This is a genomic window from Legionella sp. 16cNR16C (assembly GCF_021297775.1).
Classification (GTDB): domain Bacteria; phylum Pseudomonadota; class Gammaproteobacteria; order Legionellales; family Legionellaceae; genus Legionella_C; species Legionella_C quinlivanii_A.
On sequence record NZ_JAJTMX010000003.1, the window covers coordinates 88,183 to 114,801 of the forward strand.

Genomic DNA, 26,619 nt, shown 5'->3' on the forward strand with positions numbered 1-26,619 from the left:
TTAAAGAAACGTGCAGTGACGTTTTCGCCACACTAAAAACCCGTATTGGTCAGGGGTATGCGGTTTAATTTTTCCGGCCTCCCAGGTCAAGGTGCTGTGACCCGATGGGTAACAATGCCTGCCATCGGCCACCTGATTCACCAGTTCATAGCGATAACGTGATTTAGGGGAAATGGGGTAATAATGCTCTGTGCAAATAGCACCGGCTTTTTCACTTGAGTCAGACACTAAAAACTCACGGTGCATTTTGTAATTCATCCGCTCCGTCAGTAACAGCGCGGTTTGCACAGGGGAGAACGAGGCGTTGACATGTCCGGTCAGTGGATAATGCGTTCCCTGACTGCCTGCACACCAAAAAAGGCTGTCCAATGGTTTATTGGTCATCGTGGAGGAAAGCGCATCCGCGGCACACGCACTGGCTGCCACTGGATTGCCGAATAACACTGATTCAGGACTTAATACAAAACTCATCTCGGAGTCCTTCCAGGTCGGATCGAGTTCGGTTAAGTAAGCAATGTCAAAATCACTCTTTTGCAGGCAGCCCACCGAGGTAATCAGGTTTAACCAGTTAATTAATGGGTACTTGTACCAGTGCACATGAAAAAAGGCCCTTTGCTGCCCATTGCCCACCACATGACGGCCTCCCCTCCCCTGCTTTAAGCCCAATTTCAATTTAGTGCCGCCAAGATTGACCAGGCAATACGGTGTATCGGTTATATCGGTAAGTGCCATCGGCTCCCAAAATCCAATATTCAAGCCTATCCGTACCCCGATACCTGCCGGGCAAACGCCTATGGGGCTAGAAGCATTTTCGGTGTCTGGAAGTGAAGAACTTACCACCTTTGCATTGCCGATAGACAAAGGAAACAAACACCGCCAACAGACATCCTTAATCGGGTTTACAAAATGCCCTGTACACTGTTTGGCGTTAAGCGGTGCAACACTTAGAAAAAGGATTGCTAGAAACAGAAGCCTAAAGCACATCGCCATTCTCCTTGATTGCTTGTTCATCAATCACCAGATGATTTTGGTGGCGTGTCACTTTTGCAGGAACGTGGGCAATACGGAGTTTTCGGGTGATTTTTCCGGCTTGGTCGAAATAAATCACTGCATTCAAATGCTTCTCGGCTGTATTAACCGCACCGCCTGTCAGAATCAATTTAGGGTTTGCGCAGCGCGTTTTTTGATGAAGAGCCCAATTCAACTGGGCTTCATCATCGGCATTAAAGAATAACCAGCACGGTGCATAGGAAGGGAGCTGTTGCAAGGCATTGACCTGCGTTCCTTTTGTAAAAAGAACGCGGCCTTTTTCATCCGTGATGTCCTGGCTTAAGGTTATTTCTGGACTGTAATCATGACGCAGTGAACGGTTCGTGCGCGAAAGCTCCAATGCAGTGGGCCGATTCGCATGCTCGGCTGCCGTCTTAAGCCAACGCTGATTGACGGCCTCAAGTTCGCCATTTGCTTGCAAAGCAGCTAAGCGCTCTTCAATAAGCGTTAGAAAACTCTTTTCCGTAACAGGAAACACGTCGCCTACGACACCAAACGATTTCGCATGAGCCTGCATTGAGATCATGAAAAAAAGCAAATAAGAGACCTTATTCATGATGGGTTCCTCATCGCCTGGCTTAACTTTATTCGCACCTCATCGGTGATATCCATACCACCGGCAAGCACGCCGTTTTTCCTTAAGATGATGATCTTCTTTTGCAGTGCAAGTTCAGCCAGCAGTTGATTAAGGACTGTATTAAATCGTTTCGTGGACTGCTCGACCTGTGATTCGCTCGCTTTCACTTCGGCTAACTGGCGAATGAATTGCCCTTGGACTGCCTCGACATCAAAAAAAGCAATCTCGGTTTTTAGCATCATCCCATAGGAAATCCCTGCTATACCGAGCGCTGTCGCCATTGAGGTTAAGAAAACAGGACTTAATCGCATAACAGGGCTCCATAATACTTAAGCGCGACCTGTTTGACGGCTTCACTTAGAGACACGCCAGACTGCACCAAGGCTTCAATGTCCCCAAATTCATCCCCACTCGTTGAAAATAAAACCCTCGAATAGGGATCGGAAAAATAACGATGAAAGGTATACACACTGCCGCACTGGAGCATGAAATCAGAAAAGCCCTGTAATTTGGCCTCGCCAAACGACTCAATGACCCGTTGTTGCAATGGGCTAAACAGGGTAGGATGTTCTGCAACATATGCTTTGAATGCCCCTTGCTTCATAATGAATTTTGTATCGGAGCACGCTGCAATAGCGCGCCCTTGCGCCGTGTTTTCCGTATCAGATAATTGTTGCGTCACCCCTGAAAATCCGGCGAGGTATTTCCTCGCGGTGCGCCACCCTTGTTCAATAAAGTTCGCCATCAGCGGGTTGGAGCTATTCATCAAGCCACGCCAGATTTCATCAAAATTACATTGTTTTTTTAATCGTCTATCCGAGTGATAAAACTGGCCTTGAATAATGACAATCATGATAAACATCACAATAATCAATAATTGCGGATTGGATTCAAAGCCTCCTAACTCAAACACCGTGAACATGGAGTGGTTGAATGATGGGGTTTTGCCATTGCAGAGTGTTCCGTACAAGCCGTCTTTCCCGTATTTGCCTAACAACACCAGCAAGTCTTTGAGTCGTCTATCCCCTTCACCTTCCGGCGTATGTAAAATGTCCTTTAACGCATCCAGCACATCATCGATGCAACACTGATTTTTTTGTTTTTTCCATGCGGTGAGCAAGGCATTGAGCAACCAATCTTTTTGAACCTCATCCAATCCTTGTTCCGGGCTTGCCATGATCGCCAACAAATCCCTCATTTGAATGTAGTTGTTGACCTGTGTGCCTTCTATCTCCGTCGTTCCTTCAAAATCAAACAGAGTAAAAGGGTTTAAGCTAATGGTTGTGGCATCTACATACGTGCCTCCAACCATTTGGCATAAATGTTTGTAAGACTCTCCTAAATCAATCACAAAGATTTGATGGCCGCGTGAAAGTCCATCTAAAAGTAGGGCTTGCTGTAAATAGGATTTACCCGCACCAGGGGCTGCCACCGTCAATCGGTTGTAATTGGAAATGGATAAATTGCGATCATCGAAAGGATCGTAAAAGAATAATTGATGCCTGTAAGTGGGCATTAACAACCCCTCTTTACACCCTTTGAAATCAGCCACCAAGGGCAGGAGATTCGCGACATTATAATTACTGAGCTGCTTCGTCAGCCCCATAAGTTCCAAGCGGGAAAATAATCCTTCCGTTAATATAAATGGCAATGAGCCTATAAAACGAAGCCATTGGGTTCCATGACTTTGGGTTAGCGTAAAGCCGTATTGACGATAACTACTGACCACCTTGGCGATATGTTCCCGCTCGTGTTCACTGTCTGTAAACAGCATCAGGTTATAAAATGTCGGTAATAAATCCATGTTATCTCGCGACACTTCCTGATGAACAAGACTCCACTGCGCCGCTTGCTCCGCAGTTCCTGGTGCTAAAAAGTTTTGCACCGCGTTATTATTTTTGTTCGCATCTCCTGCACGGCGCTTAGCGGTTTTTTTTGTTCGTTCACGATTAACACCGCGAATCGTAAAACTGATTAAAAAGGGGCATTGAATGCCATGTTCGGGGCGTAACAGATTAGCGAATAAATCCGGTGTTTGCCATAAGCCGAATTGGGATTGACTATCCTTTGGATCAGGCCATTTACTGATTTGGCAATTAACAATCCTTACCTTTTGTTCTTCATGGTCTGCATTATGGCTTGAGATATCAATGCATTTATCATGAATTTCATACACGCTTGAAAGATTGGGAATATCATCCCGAATCAATCCTCCTCCATTCTCAACCACTGGCCAGCCCATTTCATCTAAAGAGGGCGATACCAGCGTTCGCATCAAGGATTTAAACTCAAGGTGTTCCATTTGATAAAAGCCAAAGCCTGCGGCTTTTAACTCAGACTCCCAGTCCTCACGCAAACGAATTAAACTCTGACGACTTGCCGCATGGCGCCTTGCTGAGATAAAAAGGTAGGCGGAGTAGTCGACTAGCTGAGCAGGCACATTGCGACCGTTTTTATACCCCTTTTTTATCGCCTTAAGATGAAAATCTACACTCATTCTGGCCAGTTCGGCATAAATTCCTCCCCGCTTTAAAATAGGAGAAAAGCTCTCTGAGAGCCTATGCGATACATAATGGTGCTTGTAGAGCATCACCGTACAATCAACGCCTGCGGGCAGCTTGTTTTTAAACAGTGAAGCCAGCGATAGCATCAGCGATTCGTCAGCGCCGCAACTCGGCAATACAGAAAGACCAAAACCAATGGAGTTCTGATTGATAAATAAACGATCGTCATCACTCGTTTCATAGGGCAGTAAACTGCGAAACGAAGGCAAATCGACCTGCAAGGATGCGTTGCCCTTTTGGTGATCAAGCAGTGACTGCGGTTCACTGCTTAAGGTTTCCCCCAACTGGTGGCTCCACCGGTGCAACACTTTCCTGGCTTTATCACGCCAAACGCTCGTATTTAAGCCCATGATTGCCCCCCACTGTGTGTTGCAACCCATACGGACTGCCCTTTGTGTTGTTGGATGATTGTCCCCTCTATAGCTTTAATCTCATTGCCTGCTTTCATCATCCCCCGTTTGGGTGGGTCTGTTTTGACATCATCGGCGAAGCGGGTCATGGCATCGACCTGTTCAATCGTCAGACAACTATCGCCTGCTGTGACATTGCAACTGAAATTGGAATTCATCGTCCCGCAACCGGTTAAAAGGACTGAAAGGATAGACATGAAAACAACCATCGAAAGCTTCATCGCAACCCTCCTGCATAGTTGCTGCTCGCCTGGTCAATTCGTCCCAAGACCTCTGGGGGAACAGTAAAATTCATCTCATTATTCTGATTATCCTCAGGAGCAGCGATGAGCTCCTCTGAGGCTTGCTGTGCTTTGACCTGGTTACTCGCATGCTGACGTTTGTCGTCATCAGGCTCTAAATAAAAGCCGTCTTTAAAGACAATGGTCACCACATTGCCAGAGCCTACTTGAATGACCGGGTGGTATTGTTCAGCACGTTTGACATAATATTGAGACAGGGTATCCGCCGCTTTAGACGCCCCGCCATAAGCGGCAAAGGGTGCAATTTGACTACTGGGCACCACAGAGCTTGCGCCATAAGGGCCAATGGCTTGCACACTTTGGGCGTATTGCGCAGCCGACGCTACACCGGATAACACACCGCTCACTCCTGCCCAGGTCATGACCTTGCCATCGCGCATCAGCGGCTTTCCTTTGATTCCCACTTTGCCATTAAAAAACACCCAGCCAGTGACTTCCTTATCAATAATCGGCTCACCCGGATGAGCACAGGAGAGACGGTAAAGCGTTCCATAGGCGCGTTCACTGGAAATATCCCCATAGGAATTGGCACTGACCCGGCATCCTTTTAAGCGTGAGCGCTGGCCATTAGGCAATGTCCCATCTTCCAGGAACTTAAAGAGCATGACGCCATTGTTTTTGGATTGGCCATTAACGGATGCATCCGCATCGGCCCCACCTAAAATAACGGCGCGAACTGAGGTGTTGGAAGGAACGTAACGGGCAGGATTCAGATAGAAGTTAGGATGCGTTTTGGTCGTGCGCCGTTTAGGTCGAAACGACACGGTGTTTATTTGAAGACTTGCATCCGATAAAACCGGGCTGCCACTTAAGTTATTCATGGCATAGGTGTTGGGGTTATGCCACAGCTGTGGGTTTTGTACGTCTTTTAATTCGTCAGGGGTGTTTTGCGGCTCTGAATTAATTCGTTTGTCCTGATTGATTAAAGCCAACGCTTGTACAGCGGTCAATTCTTCTTTTTGGGCCTTCAACTCTTTTTGGTGCGCCTCATCCATGGCTTTAATGTTGTGGGTTAATTCATTAATTTGCTTTTTTAAGGATTCAAGCTCGGTTTGTTGGGCGGTAAGCGCATTTTCTGCCACGGCATCGGTAAATGATTCTTCGACAATGCCTGTTAAATCCAGGGATTGTTTAACTACTGAATGCTTTTTGGGGCGCCCATCGGCTAATAGCACAATAACCATGACGACTATGAAAAATAGACCACCACCAGCCACCATCAAGGTGCGAAGCTGACGCCCCTTCACCCGCTTGTTCCATTGCCAGTTAGCCATGCTTCACTCCCAGAATGCGGTAGAGCATCGCCTTTTCCCCCGGAGCAATGGCGGGTTTAGACAATTTAATGGCAAGTGTGTCTTCTTTGGCAAACCACCCTTCTGCCAACTCCAAAGACTCTTTTCCCCCGTTGTATAATTCGATGGCCTCGCCCTTTAATAGCTTGCCCTCCCAGGACTCTTTGGGTAAGAGCGTTAATCCTTTTGACCAGCGCTCTACTTTCGCAAAGGGTCGTTTGACAGTCACGTCAGCAAATGGCTTTTGTTGCTCCATGTGCGTGAGCAGGGCAAGAATGGCCTCGGGAACCGCCTCTTGTGGAATGGCTTTTGAGTTTGCTTTTGACCCAACCGTCTTCGGTGAAGGAAGTACTGGCGTCACGGGAACTAATTCAACGGTTTTGCCCAAAGATTCTTCCCCATTTAAGGTGATTGAAAAATGACGGCCTGCTTCGGTGGTTAAAAATAAAGTAAATGGATTGTTCGCTGCCAACATCACATAGACAGAGCCATCTTGGGTGTCCTTTTTAATGGCCATTGCATTGCGAGGAAAGACTGCCTCCATGACTTTATCGTTTTTGATTACCAGACGGTTGTAATTTCCCTGACTTAGGGTTAACGCAATATCGCCGTTGTCTTTCACCGGAATGCTGTTTGCACCCAGTGCGACTGTGGAGGATAAAGCGAGCGCGATGCTAAGTGGTTTATGCATCTTGTTTCTCCTTTAAAAGCGAAAATTGAACGATGGACAGACGACTGTCTTTATATTGGAACCGCAAAATGTAGGTCTTACGCTCATCATTTAATGCTTGAAGCCCTACGAACCGCCTTAAAGTGCCAGATACAACCACTTTCAGCGCATTGGGATTGGCCTTATTTTTATCGATATAAAAAATGGACGACATTTTTTTAGCTTTGATAACCTTGGCCTCATTCGTTAACAGACGCAGCATTGGGGCGTAGTGCTGATGGTGGACGTATGAAAGCAGACGTTGATGATTGGCATCCACGGTTTCTGGTGTGACGTTTAACCGTTCATTAACAAAATTCTCTGCCATAAGACTTAAGTAATGACCATCCACACTGGCGGCTGATTTCAAATAGGAAGGCTCGCCACTGAAGGGCGTTACCTCGATAGTATGGTGATTCCAGGCTGTAAACAAAAAGCTAGACAACAAGACGTTAGACACCAATAGGCCAAACACTAGCATCACCATTAGATTTAAGCGCGCGGACAATTGGCTTAGGCGGCTTTGATAACTGTTAAATTCCATGTTCTTTCCTTAAGCCACGTACACACGGTGGTGTGATAAAGGAAGCTTGGGCAAGAAAAATTGCGTGATGGCACTGGGTAGGTACCAGTACGCCAATACTAATAGTGCTTTTGGCCCCTCCCCTTTCTTCAAATACCGCAACCCACTTAATAAACTAAATCCAAACAGGGAGACCAACACCTTTTGATTGGAAATGATAAGCAGCATGAAACCAATCCCTGCCACCACCAGCTCATCCATGGTTAAGGTTAAAATCCTTTTGGGCGCATCAATGTGACTTAGGAATTGATAGTTCATGGGGCTCATCACCTACCTCCTTCAAAAAACAAACGTCTTTAGTAGGAAGGCTGGAATAAAAGCAACCGCCGTCACACCAACAAACACCATAGGGTTTTTGCTTTTCACAGCCATTGCGGTGGCGAGAATGATGTCCACCAGGATAAAAACTTTCCAAAACATGGAGCCGCTTCCTAATGAATCTTTCACATCCCCTTCTAAAGCGTTCGCTAATAAGTCGTTAGCAAACACGCTTCTTGATAGGAGCGTAAACACCAGCGCTGACCCTGCCTTTTTCATCGAACGGATTATCGCTTTACCTATTTTCATTGCCTATTCCTCTTGTGATTTTCTTGGGCTAACCGACTGCACTGAATCAGTTGGGCGTGGTTTTGAGCTCGGTGATTAAACGATTAACCTCATTTAAAGAGGGAACCACTTTCGCAGAGAAATACGCACAATCCTGGGTTCTGGAATGAATCTCTTTAAGATTGCCTTCCACGATTCTTAGGTTTTTCAATGCCTGTGGATATCGTTCGGTCCGAACTAAATTTGCGGCACCCTTCATCACCCAACCCGCATACTGAACATCAAAGGCACAGGGCGTGCTTACATTCTCCTCAAACAGCTTGTCCAGCGTGTTGTAGACCATTTCACATCGCATCGAAATAGCCTCTTTATCAATGGGAGCAGAGAAACCAATTCCCGTTAGAAGCAATGAAGAGACCAGGGTAGCGGCTTTCATTGCTGTTATTTTTTTACTCAATTTCATCTATTTTCTCCGTTTTTAGGTTGCAACAATCCCTTAAGCACTTCACTGCTTAATTTTTAATCATTTCAAGCGGTTGTTTTAAGGAATTGAATCGTCTGCTTAAATCAAGGCCTTATTAGAATATCCCTGCGATGACTTTGACCAATCCCTGTTCGAGCGCCGGACGCGCCTCTTGGAACTTTAAATTCACTTTATCGGCATTGGATACCACTCGCGTTCTATAGCGTTGATATTGGCTTTCACGCGATGAGGTTTGGGATGTCACGGCAGCACTTCCATTTTTCAAATGGGATTGGAATAGTTCATTGACTTTAATGCCCTTGCCAACACGCTCTGAGATTTGAATATCGGTAATCATGGTGTAATTGACCTCTTTGACTAAGGCATCCGCCGCTAAACCAATGACCCCTCCAGCAAGCCCTCCTGCAATCATGCCGCTGCTTGAATTGGTAAAACTGCCCGCCGCTGTTCCTACTGCCGCACCTGCAATAGCTGAACCATACCCCCCACCTAATGCAGATTGGCTTGCAGCGATACTCATCTTCCCTACCTTAAGCACGTTCGCTTGTAAGAGATAATGAGCAGCCCCTGGATTGTTCATCACCTTATAACCATGAGATATTAAGGCTGTTTTTAATTGGGGAGTAATATCCACGTCTTCATCAGCAGTAGATTTCACGGAAACATACACCGTTTTCTCAGCATTCGTGACGGGCTCTAGGAAAACCGTCTCGCTTTGTTTTGTACTGACTTGTAACGACCCATGTTCAAGCGCGGTTTGGGTCGCAGCACAGCCTGCTAGCGCCAACACAGTACTTGCTAAAAGAGCATTTGATATTACTTTATTTTTTGCATTCATGCTTAAATCCTTGTATTCCGAACTTTCAATTTTTTAATTAATCGATAAGAGCAATCCATACAACAGACGGTATGGTTTATTTACGGTTTATATTGTCTAAACTCGCTAATCGTTGGGGATCACAGTATGCCTCCTGAATTTCCACAGCCATATGATTGGGTATATCAATGCCAATTCGTATCTGTTTTGCTGTCATTCCCAATACAGTGATTAAAATATCTTGTGCGATAACAATACTCTCGCCGATACGTCTCGTTAAAATCAGCATGCAATAATCCCTATATCCATTGGTTAGTCTCTTATTGTCAGGTATTATTCCTGATAAAATTCATCCTGTATGTCCCCTCACGAGAGGACTTTTTTTTTAGGGAAAAATATGGTAATAGAGCATCCATTCCCTCACGAGTTTCGCTGGACGGGTGAGGTTCGAGCACATGAACTTGATGCACAAGGCATCGTAAATAACGCTCATTATTTTTGTTATTTTGACCATGTGAGAACTCTGCAAATGAAGGCCTTGGGCTTTGATTGGGTTCAATTAAGTCAGACAGGATTCAACTTAGTTCTTGCAAGCGCCACCATTGATTTTCTTAAATCACTGACCGCTTTTGATTCGTTCTCAATCATCTCCCGTCTTGAGCCAGAAGGTCGTATTAAACTGATTTTTAATCAAACTATTTTTAATAGCCGACAAGAAATGGTTTGTCGAGGAATCAACACAGTGGTGTGTGTGGATAAGGTAAGAGGAAAGCCCATCTCTATTGACAGGCTACTCTGTGAACTAAGACACTTTAAGTGCCCTAGCCTTCTCGAGGTTGAGTAAGGAAACAGGTCTTATTATCCTTTGTTCAAAACTATTCATTCGACCAATGAGGCCTCGGTGGATGCATTCAAGCAGGATGTCCGATAATTTCAACCCATCAAATTGTTCCCGTATTCGCTGTATGTAAACTTTGACCGTAGCAGGGCTAATTGCCAATAATTTTCCTATCTCTTTAAACGAGCGTCCTTGAGTGGCATACCATAAACACTCTTGCTCGCGCTCGGACAAACAAATTTCTTTTTCATACCCTTTACTGATGACCGCATGACGGAGTAATCGGTTTGTGAATATGAAAGAAAATTTGTATTTGGGATTTGCCTCCACAATTAAATCCAAGAAGTGATCGACAAATACTTTGCAAAACGCTTCAAATGGCTTTTCGGTACGCTTAAAAAATAAAGCCGCGTCTTCTGGCTGTTTTTTGGTAATGGCACTGAAGACAAATGTGCATTCGGAATGAGCTCGGACTAGATTGTACACGGGATGAAGAGAGTATTTATGCGCAAATAAATCCAATAATCGAGTCGATAAAGAACCTTCTTTTTCACAAAAATAATGGCCTGAATCATTGTGTAGTAAGAGCTTTGGGGTAAACGTAAAGTCTTCAGTATATAAGCACTCCTGATAATAGGTTTTTAGAATTGGGAAGACATTGGATAAAATAAATACACCACCATCATTGAAAATCAAATACATAACAAAACCATCAATTTGAATGGATTCAAGCTGCTTACATACTGCTTCGATTTGTGGCTTATAGGCAAGGCTAGTAATGTAGGGGATATCTTTCATGGAACTTCCTTTTCTCAAATCAAACTAAAACGCCGCCTGGTTATTCAATTTAGCCTGAAGTAATAACTGTCCTAATTTCAGGATCCTTTCTTCTGCTCCTTTAACCAACTGGGTTAAGCTAGGACGTTGATTCGGGGCAGCTGAAGACAGCAATTTCTTAAAGTGATTCATTTCGGCATGCGCCTCACATAAATTCTGCTCAAGCGCAAGAGTAGAGGAGTTTTGTGTTTCCTTTTTCTCTGAAATCATTTCGACTGGTGTTTGCCAATGCCCTTTTGCAATAACAGTCTGGATTGCATTCAGCTTTCTGGAAAAGTCGAGGCCGCAGGCAGAGAAGTGTTTCTTGCTTAATAGGCAGTAGCTTATTTCTTCAAAAAGCCCTTCTTTGTCATCCATGTGGATTTCAGATATCAACTGCTTTACGCGAAAAATCTGATTTGGGGTAAGCTCAACTCCAATTATGGCGTCTTTTGAGCTTAACCTTGACGTCTCTTTAGGGCGATTAACCGCTCTTAAATCGAAAAATTCAACAGCAGCAGCCTGTGACCTTCTGCTTGTCCCGTAGGAACCAGTTGATAAGTTGTTCTCTGCTGCTGTTTTTTTAATTAATCCTTGGTTATCTGGATCCTTAGTATACTTATTATTTATTAGCGTCGCCTTTTCCTGCCCCGGATTTTCCAGAGACGGATTTTCAGGCGCCGGATACTCAGAGTCTGGATTTTTTGAAGGCTTTTTCTCACGTAAGGGCAATGCATCATTATTCGTGTGGACTGGAATCTCTAACACCAAATACTCTATACCACCAAAGCGACCATTTTTTTCATCTCGGCAGAAAGACTTCTGAATATACCCAGTTTCCTCTAGCTCTTTGAGTAAACTTCGCACAGCGTCTCTGCCATTCGTAGCCCTCTCTTTTAGGTCGGTAACTCGCACTCTCCAATCATCTGGCAAGGACATCAAGTAAGAATGTAGGCCTTTTGCCCCCCATGATAAGGACATATCGTTGAGACAAGTTTTATCGAGAATGAGAAAATTTTGTTGTTTTTTATGAATGCGTAATACAGCCATGTTCATTATCCATAACTTGGTAGTGGGGAATTGCTATTAAATTCTAATAACAATGCATATTGTTAAGTTTTAAACTTAGAGAGAAATATTGAGCAAGGCATTCATTCGTAATTTCCTTATTTTTGAATGAATTAGCTTGCTTTAAATGGTATCATTAAGGCTAAGACATTCTTTAGTGTAATGTTGATAAAACACCAAGAGTTCTGTTTGGCGACTGCTCTCTTGGTGTTCTAAATCAGGAATGATATTAACTTTAGCAAAAGCAAATTTCAACTTTTTACTCGATTTTTTTTCGACTAAAATGTATGATGATTGAAAAACTATAAAAGAATTACATGGCCGACCACGTACAGTACAATTGCTCCTGGGATGATATAAAACAACAGGTACTCCAAGTTAACCCTACACTCTACAACATTATTGAGAGTGAGAAGAGCTTGATACCGAATACTGTTACAATTCTTAAATATGCTTACGGTCAACAAGTTGGTGACGAGTCATTCTTCTACTTCCCAAACTATCAAAAATCTCACACCATGCCGTTTTGCATGGTTCTTGAGAACAATTTTGAGATGTATATGGAATTTAACGATAATATATCCCCATGGAAGATATACAAACCTGGTCAGGTTTTTCCTTACACTAAATTTTTAAAAAATAACTCCCTCTATGAACCTTCAGATATATTAAAGATGACGGCGGGTATAAAAAACTCATTTATTTTGTTAAATAAATTTAGCGATAAGAAAAAACACGGTAATCTAAAAAAAAGGTTTAACCTTACTTGCGAGCCACCAAAATGCTTCACAGAACAATTTCATATCTTCAAAGAAATTTGTGATAATGCAAAACCAGACTGGTCAGCCACTCTTTTAGCCTTTCCTACATCTTGGGAGGAAAAAGCCTCCCGATCACCCGAGTTTGCCAATTATCTTAATCGCATTGCAAATGAAGACCATATATTTAAACGAAACTCTTTACTTTATGACTACATTTTAACAACTATTATTTTAAAGAATCGAATTACGTCTAATAGTTTCATAAAAGAAATAATCAAATATCTTTTGTACGTGGCATGCGGTGATCAACCTGCCTATATACCATCATTATGTGAAGCGAATGCTCCAATCAGTTTTTTAAGAGATACTTATATAGAGGTATATCGATCTGAATCTACCCCAATATTTATGGTACCGCATAAGCTGGTTCCCTTTGAGTCTACAGAAACAGTTTACTACTCTTTAAATAAAGATGATTTTCTATTTAAACCAAATCAAATTTCTAACTTAAATAAATTATCTCAAGAAATCAAAATTGCATTTACAAAAACACTTCATGAGCTTAGATCTTGTGAAACTGCAACAAACACCTTACTTTACAAGAGCACTTCTGTTACCGAATTAGATATTAATCATCGTTGGAACAGTAGTCCTGAGGATAACAACCAAGGTTCACTATCATTTTTTGAAGACCCAAACATACAATTGCAAAGGACTAGCGACTTACAATTACCAACAAACTCTCATTTCCTATCGGGATGTTTCTCAATGAAATATACCAATCAATTTAACGTACATAAAAAATAGTCAAATAGCTTTGTTAAATTTTCTAGAAGAACTGTTACCTTCAAAATGGGTATTTCATTTTTGTCAAAATAATCATGAATAGCTTGCGTAGAGTGTAAGTTCAATTCTGTCTTTAACTTCGTAGTAAATGATTTAATCTTGTCTTTGTTTAAGCTAACTCCTGAAAATTTCTGTAAAATAAAAGCTATCCTTCCAACATAATCTGGGGAAAGTGCTAAGAGTTTACAGATATTCAAATAATCATCTTTGCAAGATAGGGTGACTGGGTATTCGACAGTATTACTTTGTTCTATTCTGTCTCGAATAAATTCTAGAACTGATATATAAGAGTGCATCTGCTGTGCTGAATTGAAATATATATTAGGAATAAACTTGGTAATCGATGGAAATCTTTGTTCAGCTACATATCGAAAATAATTTACCACGTCCTCTTTTTTAATATCTATATAGAGTTTGCGAAATTTTGCTAAAATATCACTTGTCAGATATGTGGATAAAGTTTCCCAGGTTCTTTCTTTGAAGTGGATATTTTTTATGACAGATAAATAGTTTTGAAGCTCATTATTTTCTTGAGCTGTTTTCCTAAAATTTATCATAGCAAGAGTTCTTGAATTAAACGGCTCCAGAGGGTCATACGACACAGCTACTTCGTCGTCTCCATCAACATAATTATTTAAGAATTGTTCGTATACCCAACCAAAACCCAACATCCCTTCTTTTCTAAGCTCAAATGCTCTTAATGCTCCCACCGAACTAATACCTACCACTTTAATCCCACGAGATAACAACCACAAAATTTCTTTGTGAGTAATGCTGGGCTGTTGTTCAAATACGCCATCAACAATAACAACTTCTTTTATTGAGGGATAGGAGGAATACAAACTCAATAAATGTCCTCTTCTTATACTTGGTAAAATAAGGTCAGAGTCAGTCAAATATTTTTTTATTTCTATATCTGATAATGTGGATTCGATAAAAATAGCCCTATCAATTATCATATATCAACCAGAAATGACTTCAAAACAGTGATTTCACTTTGGGTATAACAATAGTAGGCTAAATCTTTATTATAATGACTTAGCATGTTTCTAATGTTTTTGAATTCCTCAGATATTGGTATGTCATAAAGAGGACGGTCTATAAGCATCCGTTCTATTCTATGAGATTCTTTAAGCTCCTTTTTGTTACTGGTTCTTGTGTATAATTCACCAGTAATATCGTCACGTACCCCTGAGATAACTCCTACTTTTGATTGGATTGCCTCAAACAATGCTCTTTCCATAGCAGAAACAATATTAGAATGACTGGCATAACCTGCAAATATTTTACCAATATCTAAAGGGCTCTTATTTCTAATCTTACAACCTACTACTGGAATACAAAAAGGACTTTCATACAGATTAAAGGTAAATTCGATATCATCATCAATACAGAAAGAAAACTTTTTATCTACCAACAAATCACACTTCTTGTTATTTTTGATTGAAATCCGTTCATTTAATTCCCAAAAACTATAAATGAATGCCTCTTCAAAAGAATTCCCAGATGCTAAACCATCAGAGTTCTGGCCTACTAGCCTATTGATCACATTGTTACTGTCAAGACTTAGGAAGCAGTGTGGAATTAAGACATCTTTTTGTAAATTAAGGAGGGTTCCCCAACACCAATCCATGGGGAACTCTTCACTGATTGAAACCAATGAAGAAATCTGGCTAGGCTTTAGAATATAATTAGCGGTCGAAATCATGTTTTTTAGGGAAATGTTTGAAACATCTGGTAGAACCTCCTCTGCATAAAAGGTTTCAATCGACTCCATGAGAGCAGAGCATTTGGCGTCTTCAATAGTGATACCTTTTCCCAGACTACTGGTAAGCGACTTTGCAGAGGGTCTTATTGCAGAATAAACAAAAAGCTTAAATGAGCCATCTAAATATGTTAAATCCGAAATTCGGGAAATACCAAATTTATTTAAATTTTTTAGTAAGTAGTGAAGGGTTTGAGATGATGGCTTAACTCGTACCATAAACTATCCGCCAGAGGCTGCACAAATAATCAATAAGCTATCTTTATCGTGACATTCTATCCCTATTAAATTCAAAATTTTATTTTTATTCAGATAGATAGCTATGAACGGTTTAGGTTTTCCATTATTAAAAAGGATATTGTAGTCGCTTCCTATGACACCCTTAAGGAGTTCAGTCCAACACACATTAGAGCTGACTTCATAGTTCCCATTATATTTATCTAAACTACCTGGCAAACTTAACTGAACAAACATTATATAAAGTCTATAGAATTTAAAGATACTGGCTCATCAGTATTACTTTTCTGATTGTCGAAATCGAACAATTCAGATAATTCTTCATATGCAATATTTATTTCTTCCTTATCCACAGTATACCTACCTAACATTTTGATATTCAATCATACTATTATTTTCTAACCAACGGAAATCATCTAGTAGGTTTTCAAGCTTATCACTTTCCCCTAGGAATGATATTGAAGCATTACTAGCGGAAGTAGGTTGTTCACAAATGTCCCCCACTTTCACTCGCACATCGAATTTGTACTCTCCCTTCAGCTTAGGTAATGTGATACTCATCACTTTACCCTCTTGCATTGGGATATATCCACTTATTTGAAATCCTTTAAAGTTTTCTTTTAAAAGTAATGGCTTATTCAATTCTAAAAGAATCATCGCTGTTTCCATGCTAACACCGGATCGCTTTTTGTGAATTAGATTAATTGCGCCGCCAGCCTGACGAATATTAGTTTCCAAAAAAATAAGCCTTTCATCATGCCCCACGAAAAACTCAGTGTGCATGACTCCATTATTAAAATTCAGAACACTGGCAACTAATTTACTCGCTGATTCTATTTTCTTTTCGAGTAAATGATTTTGGATTGGAAAACTTGAAATTATCTTACCCTTTAAAAACAGGTGGTTAGGATAAGAATAGTGTCTGGCTTGAATATACTTTATTTGCCCTTGTTGTATATATAATTCACAATGAACTAATGGAAGATCGTAATATTTTTGAATGATAAATTGTCTTTCATCAGAAAATTTTAATTTTTCCCAACAACTTACAATTTCTTCAGATTTAATCTGTAATGTGCCTTCTGCACCAGCTAAATCATCAGGTTTTAAAAAGTAATCGCCCTCTCCTAATCTTTCTCTAAGTAGCGTTGGAGTTACAGAAGAATCAAATACGACTGTTTTTGGAGTAGGTAATACGGTACAAAGAAGATTATACATTTGGGATTTTATTTTAAATTTTTTGACTTCTCTAACTCCCATACCGGGAATAGAGAAATAATCCCTTAACTGTGCAACCTGCATCAAAAAATTATCGTTGTAGCAAACGATAGCATCTGGCCTTTTTTCAGATATAATTTTTATAAAATGTTGTATAGTTAAATCTTCATAATAAACTGCTTCATATTCATCTGAAATGTTTTTTTGGTTTATTCCTTTCTTGAAGGAATAAATTGGAGAAATGTTATTCTCTTTTAGAATTTCAAAGTCTATCTGGTCATACAAAAACGATGGACCTATAAGTAACACACTTTTGTTTTTCATATCTTGTTGAAATATTTATGCATTAAGCTGCGTAATGTTGAGAACATAGTTAAAATAACAATTGCTATTATTAAAATTTGTTTTAACTCTAGTAAGGTAAATTTTGAAAGACAAAATATGAGCAAATAAAGTAACGCTGGACTTAACCCATTTAAAACTAGCGAATGAAAGTTGGTTAATTTCGCACCCTGCAATTCACTGTACTGCTCTAATTGTGCAATCTGTCGAATATAAAACAAGCTTAGGTACTCCAAAAAAGCATAAGCAGCAAAAATAAACACTAATAGGTTAAATGCGACTCCACGCCCATCTATTGACCAGAAAAATATTCCGAAGATAACAGGCACAAACAGATTTAAAAGAAAAATAGAACTCATTAGCCGCTTCCTTGAAAAGGTAATATTCCATTTTAAAAGGAATAAAGTAAATATAAGGCCAATAAGTATGGAGAAAAACGGCTCGCTAGAATAAGCATAATTAAATACATCTAGGGTTCTAAACTCATTTTCAACAAAGTAGGTTAAAATTGAACCCGTTAATACAGCTAATACAAGACCATAACCTAGACCAATGCTAACAATTAACTGCAAATCAATTTTATCGATTTCAATTTGATGAGTTTTGTAGAAATAAGCAATGAAAATAAGTATCAATAAAGCACCAATTGAACCTGAAAGCATGTATGCAGTCGATACAATAGATGCTATAACCAATGTTAAAATAATCAGTAAAAAGCCAACTAAAATCTTTATGACTGAATATTGAGTGGTTACTACCCGGAAAGATAAATAATATTTACGGACTAACAGTAGATAGCAAACAAATGCTATCTCCAAAACAATACAATATACCCTATATTGTTCGGCATAACCCTTTGAGAAAAACCAGCTAAAAATACCAAGTGCTACTACTCCGGAAATATTTAAAACAATTCCGAAATAATTATTAACCTGAGCGGTGGACAAATTGGTTTTTCTGGCGTTGCTAATTTCTGCTCTGACTAATAACTGGAAATAACAGATAACAAAATAGTGTGCCCCGCTCCAAGCATACAGTGAAAGTAAATTAGGCGGGTTCATAATAAAATAGCTGGTTATAACAAAAAAGCTACTAAAAACTACAGCTACCGATCTATATAAATGTAAGATCGGATTTTTACCACCCGTGTTTGATAATTTTTTACTGAGAAACTGATAGAAAAATGACAAGAGCATACTATTGCATGCCAATAACATGGTGATTTGAAGAAAATATAAAATTAACTCTAAGGGGCTTCTCGCAACTTTATCGTAAAAATGCGTCTCAATACCTAGAGCTCTTATTGGAATGTACACAGGTAAAATAAAAAAGTAAATGAAACCAATGCTTGAGAATAGTCCACTGACAAACATATTCCTTGAACTATTCATGATAGTTAACTTCCTAACCTTTTAATTTGAAATAGGTTATTATACCTTGAGCTTAAATCCGTTCAAATATCTCAAAGAATTGTATATGAATGATAGATATTGTAGACAAATCCCACTTTTAGGAAAAAAAGCCCAATCTAATTTAGAAAATAATTCTATCTTAATAATTGGGGCGGGAGGTGTAGGATCGCCGCTTAGTTTATACCTTGCGGGCTCTGGTATTGGTACTTTAGGAATTATTGACTTCGATAATGTTGACCTGACAAATCTACATCGTCAGATCCTATTTTCAGAAGAAGATATAGGCAAGAACAAAGCTCGCCAAGGTGCTCAGAAACTTAAAACTCTAAATTCTGAAATTAATATTAAGCCCTACGCAGAAAAATTAACGATTAAGAATGCTAAACAGATCTTTCAAGAATATGAGCTTATTATTGATGGTTCGGATAACTTTCAAACCAGATATTTAGCCAATGATATTTGCTGTCAATTAAATTTGCCACTTATTAGTGCTAGTATTTACAAATCGCAAATTCAAATCGCAACTATCAATCCCAAGGTGGCATGCTATCGCTGTATTTTTCCTGAACCCCCACCTCCCAACATTATCCAAACCTGTTCATTATCAGGAATTATTGGCTCTACTTCTGGTATTGCTGGTAGTGTTGCAGCGTCAATTGCTATTCAGATCATCTCTAATAGTACTGCCTTAGATAGCAAAATACTTAGAATTAACTGCGATAATTATTCTTCTGAACAACTTGAGTTTCGTAAGAATCCGACCTGTAGATCATGTAAGGATAAGTTAGTTACGTGGCCAGCAGTTAACTATAGAATCAGACTAGATGATATAGAGTTGAATGATTATATGGTTATCGATATTAGAGAGTTGTATGAGGATCGATCTGAAATTCTTGTATTAAACCAGCTTCACTCACCATTCTCTGAGCTTATAAACAATCTTCCCCAATTACCTAATAAGAAGATACTTATATATTGTTCGCAGGGGGTACGAAGTGAATATGCGGCACATCTCCTGCGTAGCAGGGGGTTTGAAGCATTCTCTCTAGGTCTTTCAGTAGACGGAAAATTCAACTAAAATTTTCGATAATACTACTGACCATAGTAAATGACAGTTTTTATCTGTTGGCGAGACTGCTAATGATAAATCTTTTTTGCTTTACTTCTATACAAGATATAATAGATAAATGTAGTGTTTGGACTGAATCTAAGAAGGTTATCAGAGCCCCTGATTAAAAAAAAGAGGTTCAGATGGCTCTGAAGATAAAATTGAGGTTAAACCAGGCTTATTCATTTTCTGACATAATTTTGTCAAAGAAAGCTTTGTCCCCTAAGCTAAGCCTAATTGACACAGATTTTCTAATCAATCCGATCCTTACGTCCTTCATCAAAGGCCTTGTTAGTTTAATTTTCTTTTCAAGCTCAATTATCTTTTCTTGAGTTTCTTGAGTGAAAAATACTTGAGTTGGCCCCTCTAATGGTGATTGGTTCAATCCTTCGTGAATGTCATCAATCAATTCAATATAATCTGGATCTCTCTCATAATCCGCCCAATTTATTTTTGATATTGTATACAAATAGTAATTCACAGCATCTTCAATTAAGCTAGACTGTTTGCTTCTACCTGAGTAATCTCTTTCTGACTGAATCTTTAGTTTTTTCTTAATGTCGGTAGGAAAACGCACACAGACTAACCATTTCTCTTTTTTTTGGGGTGTGCGAAAAATCATTTTTTTCTTCTTTAAACCCTTGGTCATAATCATTCCCATAATAATCAAAAAAATCTATATTTATAAAATTATGTCTTAAATTCAATAAGTTATAAAAGACTGACCCAGGTCATAATTTTTCTTTCAGGGCTATTTCTTTAACTTTATATAGTAGGTCTTCTAAGCTTTTGAATGAAATCTCTTTGTGTTCATCGTCAATCTCAGGAAATCTGGAAAGAAGAACTTTATAAAGAACCGATGTTTCTCTTTCATCACTTATTTTGAAAGTTGCATATTTCTTCTTGGCCCCTCCCTGACGTCCTCTAGGTTGAGGTTTCTTTTCCGGCTTAGACTTAATAGGCTCACCACTCTTCAAAATATCTTCAATCTCAGCATAGGTTTTTGGAACAAGCATACGTATTGTTTTAAACGAAAGTTGATTGGCTTTTAGTTTGGAAAAGAAAATGGGAGGAAACTTCTCTGGCTTAAGACAAATAATTTTCAATGCACTAGCTATAGCTTCATTTAAACCTATTATTGTGGACAACTCTTTATTTGATAAATTAATCGTTTCATCATCTAACAAAAGGTTTTGAACTATCAAATAATTTTGAGCAATCGTCAAACCTTTTCTTAGGTTATTTTCAGACAGCTGTCTTCTTAACTTCCGATGTTTTACTTTAAGTTTGGCCAGCAAGCTTTCATCAGTAATTTCAATACAGGTAACACTAGGAACACCTGCCATAATTGCTGCCAATCTCCTTTGATGTCCCTCTAGTATGACATACCCATAATGCTTATCGGAATTGAGGAAATAATCAGGATCATTTTCTTTATCCGCTAAAAAAATCTCAATTGGTTCTATTAAGCCATCATTTCTAATTGAATAGGCTAGATCTCTTAGAAAATTATAACTGTCTTCTAATTCATCATTATCTAAAGTACAAACCTCAGAAAAGCTCGGAATTATATACTCCCCAGTTAAGGGGTCTATTCGACAAAGACTTTCATTTGTGTCTAATTTCAGATTGAACTTCAACCATGATTCATCGATTTTATCACCTGGCCTAGGATTATAAGGATCTGGAATTAAGTGTAAGGGATCGTGCTCCACTAATTGTTTGCCTCTTGTATACTTTGTATTAGCAGTTATACCTGCTCGAATTACCGTATCTGGCTTGCTATTTTTAAGCTTGAGCGAGGTTGCAATGATTTTCTTCTTCATTTCTCTTATCCTTATCATTTAATACTTTTCGATACACAAACTCACCAAGCTCTATTGCTTCAATGGCGAACCTATCATTTTCTTTTAGCTCAGTGTAAGGAGCAGTTATTGGAGCTTGATCTTCATCAATATCTACAGCTCTAGGAGAATCATGTATCTCAACATTATCTAAAAGTAATTTACAAAGCATTTCATTTGATTTTATTGTTTCGACGATACGATTTTGTGGAGTCCTTTTATTGTAATCCACTTTATTTTTAAGCAGTCCAATAATTTTTGCTTGAGCATTGGCTGGTCGATAGATATTTTGTCGATTTACTAAATCAACCATACCAGCCAAACCTTGCAAAGATTTATTGCTTAGTTCTATTGGGATAAGAACATGGGTAGCGGCACGAATAGCACTTTGAGTCAAAGGGCCTTTTGCTGGGGGAGTGTCAATTATTACCAAGTCATAACCGCATTCAATGAAATCATCCATTGCAAAAAAATCGTATGCTCTTTGAACTATACTTTCTAAAGTTTCGCTATATTCAAACGCTTCAATATCCTTAATTAAGCTTGCATTACTTGGTAGGATATCTAAATTTTCGAGATCAGTAGGATATGGAACTACTGGGTTACCTGTCCACATATCTAGCGCAGAGGATCTTCCATCCCATCCTTCATCATCTTTGCTATTAGGATCATAATCAGGATGCAATGGTGGTTTGTAGTTAGACATTTCCCTAATGCGAGTATCTCGCAAAAACCTATATGACATATTTCCCTGAGGATCAAAATCAAGTACTAGAACTTTTTTATTTTTTTTAAAAGCGATATATGTTGAAATTAACTGGCTTATGAGGCTCTTCCCGACTCCTCCTTTATTATTGGCCACAACTAAAACACGTGGGATTTTAGATTTCATCGATAACTCCAATTTGTATATTCTAGCACGTAACAATACATAATTATCCAATAATACTCAATACTGTATTGAGTATTTTACATGGAATATTTTGCCAAGGCGATTTATGAGCCTAAACAATGTAAAATCAGCATGTTATAGCATTCACAAAACCATATTGAATTTAGTGTATTGAGTATTGACACGAAGACTTGAGATCACGTATAAATCCAGATAATAATAATTTTTAGGTTCTCATAGTAGGACTCAAAAATAATAGATAACAGCTAAGGGAAAAAAATGTAGACGATAAAAGAAGACTACAGTTGTGAAGAGCGGCAACTCCTCACAACTGTGATAACAAGCCAAGAATGAAGCTAAACACATCCTCGAATGAACTCGGTCGAGCTATGTTGCTTGTTTATAAACACACCCATATATTAGCTTCGTTCCCTAAAAAAAACAATAAGATAAGGAATTATCTATGGGGAACTTTTGTTCCATTTTTCACGCGAGATTTAAACATCTTGTCGAGATTATACCCTCAGTAACAAAAGCGCATTTTATGGACTACCTTCTATTAGGGTGGGAGAAAAGCACCTATCAATTAAGAGGATCTAATAATAAATGGTTCATGAAACCGTATGAAGAAATCGCTGCTGATACAGGTATTCCCAAGGGAACATTTCAACGTTATTTAAAAGAGTTTTCTGATAAGGGTTTTATTGAGCGTCGGCAGGCTTTATTTACGCGTACGGCGAATGGGGCGTTTCAAGTTAAGAAGGGCGCTTATATCAATATCACCGAGAAATTTCTCTCCCTTCTCAAACAACCTGGCAGCAAGTCGAAAAAAGTAACAGTAAAAAGTAATTCTATACAAAGCAACCAGTTTCAATCAAACCGACACGCCATTGCAGATGAAAATGTGTCAAGATGTTCAAATAAAAGCACTATTGAGATGATCGAACCTCTCAATTTGCGCGGTCTATATATAAGTGATCTTTATAATTCTTTTCTTAAAAATAATATTATTGGTAAGAATTTATTCTCATCTGTGGATAAGACCACACACCTGAGGACTATTAAACAATTTGAGGCAGTACAAGACTTTTTATTTTCTGACGTTAAAGAAGAAATTCCAGAACCGGTAAAGGAATTGGTCTCTGGCACTTTTTACAATTTACTCGTTAAACAAAGCGTGCGGATTTCGGCACCGAAGCAGCTGGCTGCAGAGTACTTATTTGCCCTGTTGAACTCTCAGTACTATTTACCAAAAGTGACTTGTTTCAAACACCGAAACAATATTCTCTCCAAGCTGTTACGTACTAAACAATGGCAAACCCCTAAGGGATTCTATAACCATTTTTATTTAGGGGACCAGTTTAAGGACAAGCAAATTCTGCGTGAAACGCGTTGGCAAACCATTAAAGAAGCGGAGATGAATCCTCACTATGAGTTAGCGAAGGACGTACGGGAAGACTCTCGTTTGACGGCAATTGAGGCGGCCATTTGCGCAAAGGCGGCCTTGTTGGATGCATTGAACAAAGCCATTATCCAGCAGTCAGAGGAAGAAAGTATTTTGGCTATGCGAAAGAAAATACAAGACACTCGTAAAGAGCTTGAAGCATTATGGGATAAGCAAAGAGCCATTGAATTAGAGCTCGAGCAACAAACCTTTGAGAGTGAGTCATTGCGTTATGCCTAAGGGGTGGGTTTGGCTGAAATAAAGAAAAAGAGGAATTCGCATCCTTTTTGAAACTCAAAGGACCCTCTTGAAATGCGGTTTTGGAAGCGCGATTGCCTCAAGGCATGAAAGGACTTAACTCGTTTGTTCTTTGAGCCAGTCCTCAATGGCTTGGGTAGTCGCAACAGCAACAGTTACTGCTTGTTGAAACAGGGATTCCAATTGTTCGGTTTCGCCTGATTTCCAGTATTGATCGAAGTACTGGCAGGCCATCTTTAATTGAATGGTACCGACATAGACCGCGCCGCCTTTTATCTTGTGAATGAGCTGCTCGGTTTTTTCCCAATCATTCGCCTGGTGGGCCAGTGTTAGTTTCTGCAAGTCTTCGGGCAAGGATTCTTTAATCATAAAGCGAAGCATCTCGGCCACACTGGCCTCATCCCCCAGTGTTTTCATGCCTTCTGCGATATCGAGCAAGGGAAATTCGGTTAAAGAGGGGGGTAGTCCTTCCTCTGATGTACAGGCCGATTGGGGAGGGAGGTCTTTCTGGCGTCCTGGAATAAAGGCATTCACCATGTCCGCACAATTTTTAGCCGTGAGGGGTTTGGTCAGCACCGCATTCATTCCGGCATCGATGCATCGTTTTTTATTTTCATCGCCGGCATGCGCGGTTAAAGCAATGATAGGCACATGGGCCTTCTGCGCTAATTCTTGTACCCGAATGGCATGAGTGACTTCATAACCGTCCAAATCGGGTAAACCAATGTCCATAAAAATTAAATCATAGGGATTGGCTTTCCAGAGCGCCAGGGCGTTTCGTCCGGTGTCTGCGATATCCACGAGGCAATGTAAGGCTGAAAGCATTGATTTGGCAACGGTTTGGGCAATGACGTTATCTTCAACCACTAATACACGGTGTTCCCCTGAAAAATGCGTCCCTTGAAGCGGCTTAATTTCCTGTGCATATGTTTTGCTATATAACTCATCCAAGGTCTCTTCCATGGAGCCTTCAATGCCAGAGTCATCAGCCATTAATGATTCTTTAAGCGGGATAAGGCAGGTAAATCGAGACCCTTTTCGTGGCTCGCTTTTCACATAAATTTCCCCCTCCAACTCGTCAATAAATTGTTTAACCACCGAAAGCCCTAAGCCAGCCCCTTTATAAATGCCCTGGTATGAAGGGGTTAATCGTTTGAATTGCAGATAAATTTCCTGCTGTTTTTCTTTAGGAATACCCATTCCTGAGTCGTCTACCACGATTTGCGCGATAAGGTCTCGGCCTGTTTGTTTGGCAAGGGTGACAGTGACGTTGACAAAGCCTGTGTCGGTGAAATTAAGCGCATTCGCGACTAACTCTAGTACGATGCGATGAATACGAATTTTATCGCCAATAAAATACAGGGGCATCCTGGCATCGTAATCCAGTTGAAGCGATAGTCGCTTATGGGCCGCTTTGGAGCGGTTTAATTCAATAATATGCTGCAAGCTGTCTTTTAAGTTGAATTTTTTGCGAAGCATAGGAATTTCGCCTGAACTGACGCGAATGGCTTCTAAAATTTCATCTAACAATTCGAGAAGGGCATGACTGGAAGCGACCAGGTTATCCGCATACTCTTTCAAATGCGGAGTTTGCGATTCCATTTTCAAAATATCTGCGAATCCCACAATCCCGGTTAGTGGGGTCCGAATGTCATGACGCATGTTTTCAAGAAATTCTGTTTTCGCAAGACTTGCGGCTTCCGCCTTTTCTTTGGCGTCTTGTAATGAATGCTGCAGTTGCTTTTGTTCTGTAATGTCGGTGTAAATGGCCAATACCCCATCCACCTTGCCGTTGACATCAAAGAGCGGCACTTTGGAGGTCAGTAATACCCGAGTGCCTTGACCCGGCAGCGTTTGTACTTCTTCAATGTTCAGTTTGGCCTTCCCTGACTGAATGATGTCTTGATCGTCCCGGCGATAGGCTTCACTTTGGATTTTGGGCGTCGGCAGGTCAAAATCGGTTTTGCCAATAATGGCGTTACTCGAAGGCAGTCCCATGGCATGGGCCATGGTCTGATTGCAGCCCAGATACACCAAGTCCTTATTTTTCCAGAAAATCGTAAAATTAGGCAGTAAATCGATAATCGACATTTGCAGTAATTTGCCTTTTTCGATGGCTTCAATGAGCGTGTTCACCGGTTGCGATTGGGCAATCCACACTGCTTGATAGGGATAAACAACCCACTGCAAATGCATATCCCCATGAATGGTTAAGGGCATGGGCTCTCGTGTCGCTCGTTCATTCAATAGCGGCGTACTCAAGGGGCTTAATCCCGAAATCGTCTGCAAAAACTGATGGGTATAGGGGCCAATGGCCTGAATAAATGCAGGATTGCAGTATTCGATGAGTCCTTCCCTGGTGCTGATTAGCGCCGGAAAGGGATAGTCTTCCAAATCCTTTGGGTTGCTCATAATGAATGATGAATGCTTTTTCTT

The 26,619-nt window shown here is 40.1% G+C and carries 27 protein-coding genes; 4 read left to right on the forward strand and 23 right to left on the reverse strand.

The features are described from left to right. The 13 genes from traU to LXA66_RS10450 form a co-directional block, all read right to left on the reverse strand. Positions 1-984 (reverse strand): conjugal transfer pilus assembly protein TraU, encoded by a 984-nt coding sequence (gene traU, locus LXA66_RS10390; RefSeq protein ID WP_233013118.1) that lies wholly within the window; start codon positions 982-984, stop codon positions 1-3. Then, positions 974-1,606, reverse strand: a complete 633-nt coding sequence (gene traW / locus LXA66_RS10395) for a type-F conjugative transfer system protein TraW (RefSeq protein WP_233013119.1) — start codon at positions 1,604-1,606, stop codon at positions 974-976. Before traW ends, traU begins: the two co-directional genes overlap by 11 nt. Beyond that, positions 1,603-1,938: a TrbI F-type domain-containing protein gene (locus LXA66_RS10400; protein ID WP_233013120.1), complete on the reverse strand. Its 336-nt coding sequence runs from the start codon at positions 1,936-1,938 to the stop codon at positions 1,603-1,605. The genes traW and LXA66_RS10400 overlap by 4 nt, the downstream gene beginning before the upstream one ends. Continuing rightward, complete coding sequence (gene traC / locus LXA66_RS10405) at positions 1,929-4,541, reverse strand: type IV secretion system protein TraC (RefSeq protein WP_233013121.1); 2,613 nt, start codon at positions 4,539-4,541, stop codon at positions 1,929-1,931. Before traC ends, LXA66_RS10400 begins: the two co-directional genes overlap by 10 nt. Next, positions 4,532-4,822, reverse strand: a complete 291-nt coding sequence (locus LXA66_RS10410) for a conjugal transfer protein (RefSeq protein ID WP_233013122.1) — start codon at positions 4,820-4,822, stop codon at positions 4,532-4,534. Before LXA66_RS10410 ends, traC begins: the two co-directional genes overlap by 10 nt. Further along, positions 4,819-6,177 (reverse strand): TrbI/VirB10 family protein, encoded by a 1,359-nt coding sequence (locus LXA66_RS10415; protein WP_233013123.1) that lies wholly within the window; start codon positions 6,175-6,177, stop codon positions 4,819-4,821. The genes LXA66_RS10410 and LXA66_RS10415 overlap by 4 nt, the downstream gene beginning before the upstream one ends. After that, positions 6,170-6,886 carry a type-F conjugative transfer system secretin TraK gene (gene traK, locus LXA66_RS10420; protein ID WP_233013124.1) on the reverse strand — a complete coding sequence of 239 codons (717 nt, stop codon included), beginning with the start codon at positions 6,884-6,886 and terminating at the stop codon, positions 6,170-6,172. Before traK ends, LXA66_RS10415 begins: the two co-directional genes overlap by 8 nt. Beyond that, positions 6,879-7,448: a type IV conjugative transfer system protein TraE gene (gene traE, locus LXA66_RS10425; RefSeq protein ID WP_233013125.1), complete on the reverse strand. Its 570-nt coding sequence runs from the start codon at positions 7,446-7,448 to the stop codon at positions 6,879-6,881. The genes traK and traE overlap by 8 nt, the downstream gene beginning before the upstream one ends. 9 nt (positions 7,449-7,457) lie before the next feature. Further along, a complete protein-coding gene (traL, locus tag LXA66_RS10430; protein WP_233013126.1) occupies positions 7,458-7,754 on the reverse strand; it encodes a type IV conjugative transfer system protein TraL in 297 nt (98 codons plus the stop codon). A 12-nt stretch (positions 7,755-7,766) separates the two neighbouring features. After that, positions 7,767-8,054 carry a hypothetical protein gene (locus LXA66_RS10435; protein ID WP_233013127.1) on the reverse strand — a complete coding sequence of 96 codons (288 nt, stop codon included), beginning with the start codon at positions 8,052-8,054 and terminating at the stop codon, positions 7,767-7,769. Between the two features lie 46 nt (positions 8,055-8,100). After that, the gene (locus tag LXA66_RS10440; RefSeq protein WP_233013128.1) at positions 8,101-8,496 is read right to left on the reverse strand and encodes a hypothetical protein; all 396 of its coding nucleotides are present in this window, start codon (positions 8,494-8,496) and stop codon (positions 8,101-8,103) included. A 115-nt stretch (positions 8,497-8,611) separates the two neighbouring features. Continuing rightward, entirely contained in the window at positions 8,612-9,355 is a 744-nt protein-coding gene (locus LXA66_RS10445) for a complement resistance protein TraT (protein WP_233013129.1), read from the reverse strand. Positions 9,356-9,431: 76 nt separating this feature from the next. Further along, the gene (locus LXA66_RS10450) at positions 9,432-9,623 is read right to left on the reverse strand and encodes a carbon storage regulator (protein ID WP_233013130.1); all 192 of its coding nucleotides are present in this window, start codon (positions 9,621-9,623) and stop codon (positions 9,432-9,434) included. 108 nt (positions 9,624-9,731) lie between these two features. On the opposite strand from LXA66_RS10450, the gene LXA66_RS10455 reads away from it, so the two are divergent. Then, entirely contained in the window at positions 9,732-10,178 is a 447-nt protein-coding gene (locus LXA66_RS10455; RefSeq protein ID WP_233013131.1) for a thioesterase family protein, read from the forward strand. Here the strand turns inward: LXA66_RS10455 and LXA66_RS10460 are convergent. After that, entirely contained in the window at positions 10,137-10,970 is an 834-nt protein-coding gene (locus LXA66_RS10460) for a helix-turn-helix transcriptional regulator (RefSeq protein ID WP_233013132.1), read from the reverse strand. The genes LXA66_RS10455 and LXA66_RS10460 overlap by 42 nt on opposite strands. A 24-nt stretch (positions 10,971-10,994) precedes the next feature. Beyond that, positions 10,995-12,044: a replication protein gene (locus LXA66_RS10465; RefSeq protein WP_233013133.1), complete on the reverse strand. Its 1,050-nt coding sequence runs from the start codon at positions 12,042-12,044 to the stop codon at positions 10,995-10,997. Positions 12,045-12,373: 329 nt separating this feature from the next. On the opposite strand from LXA66_RS10465, the gene LXA66_RS10470 reads away from it, so the two are divergent. Then, positions 12,374-13,624 (forward strand): hypothetical protein, encoded by a 1,251-nt coding sequence (locus LXA66_RS10470; protein ID WP_233013134.1) that lies wholly within the window; start codon positions 12,374-12,376, stop codon positions 13,622-13,624. Here LXA66_RS10470 and LXA66_RS10475 read toward each other — a convergent pair. From LXA66_RS10475 to LXA66_RS10490, 4 genes are all read right to left on the reverse strand, one after another. Beyond that, positions 13,600-14,622: a TfuA-like protein gene (locus LXA66_RS10475; RefSeq protein ID WP_233013135.1), complete on the reverse strand. Its 1,023-nt coding sequence runs from the start codon at positions 14,620-14,622 to the stop codon at positions 13,600-13,602. The two genes, LXA66_RS10470 and LXA66_RS10475, sit on opposite strands and share 25 nt — an antisense overlap. Continuing rightward, the gene (locus LXA66_RS10480) at positions 14,619-15,647 is read right to left on the reverse strand and encodes a YcaO-like family protein (protein WP_233013136.1); all 1,029 of its coding nucleotides are present in this window, start codon (positions 15,645-15,647) and stop codon (positions 14,619-14,621) included. The genes LXA66_RS10475 and LXA66_RS10480 overlap by 4 nt, the downstream gene beginning before the upstream one ends. 378 nt (positions 15,648-16,025) lie before the next feature. Continuing rightward, positions 16,026-17,207: an acetyl-CoA carboxylase biotin carboxylase subunit family protein gene (locus LXA66_RS10485; RefSeq protein WP_233013137.1), complete on the reverse strand. Its 1,182-nt coding sequence runs from the start codon at positions 17,205-17,207 to the stop codon at positions 16,026-16,028. Continuing rightward, positions 17,204-18,616, reverse strand: a complete 1,413-nt coding sequence (locus tag LXA66_RS10490) for a hypothetical protein (protein WP_233013138.1) — start codon at positions 18,614-18,616, stop codon at positions 17,204-17,206. Before LXA66_RS10490 ends, LXA66_RS10485 begins: the two co-directional genes overlap by 4 nt. Positions 18,617-18,701: 85 nt before the next feature. On the opposite strand from LXA66_RS10490, the gene LXA66_RS10495 reads away from it, so the two are divergent. Continuing rightward, positions 18,702-19,715: a HesA/MoeB/ThiF family protein gene (locus LXA66_RS10495; RefSeq protein ID WP_233013139.1), complete on the forward strand. Its 1,014-nt coding sequence runs from the start codon at positions 18,702-18,704 to the stop codon at positions 19,713-19,715. Positions 19,716-19,923: 208 nt separating this feature from the next. On the opposite strand, the gene LXA66_RS10500 is transcribed toward LXA66_RS10495, so the two are convergent. From LXA66_RS10500 to LXA66_RS10510, 3 genes are all read right to left on the reverse strand, one after another. Next, entirely contained in the window at positions 19,924-20,394 is a 471-nt protein-coding gene (locus LXA66_RS10500) for a hypothetical protein (protein WP_233013140.1), read from the reverse strand. 82 nt (positions 20,395-20,476) lie between these two features. Next, entirely contained in the window at positions 20,477-21,571 is a 1,095-nt protein-coding gene (locus LXA66_RS10505; RefSeq protein ID WP_233013141.1) for a ParB N-terminal domain-containing protein, read from the reverse strand. Beyond that, complete coding sequence (locus LXA66_RS10510) at positions 21,534-22,481, reverse strand: ParA family protein (RefSeq protein ID WP_233013142.1); 948 nt, start codon at positions 22,479-22,481, stop codon at positions 21,534-21,536. Before LXA66_RS10510 ends, LXA66_RS10505 begins: the two co-directional genes overlap by 38 nt. 613 nt (positions 22,482-23,094) lie before the next feature. Here LXA66_RS10510 and LXA66_RS10515 point away from each other — a divergent pair. Next, positions 23,095-24,165: a hypothetical protein gene (locus LXA66_RS10515; protein WP_233013143.1), complete on the forward strand. Its 1,071-nt coding sequence runs from the start codon at positions 23,095-23,097 to the stop codon at positions 24,163-24,165. A 114-nt stretch (positions 24,166-24,279) separates the two neighbouring features. Here LXA66_RS10515 and LXA66_RS10520 read toward each other — a convergent pair whose 3' ends face one another. Beyond that, the gene (locus LXA66_RS10520; RefSeq protein ID WP_233013144.1) at positions 24,280-26,595 is read right to left on the reverse strand and encodes a response regulator; all 2,316 of its coding nucleotides are present in this window, start codon (positions 26,593-26,595) and stop codon (positions 24,280-24,282) included. Positions 26,596-26,619 lie beyond the last annotated feature (24 nt).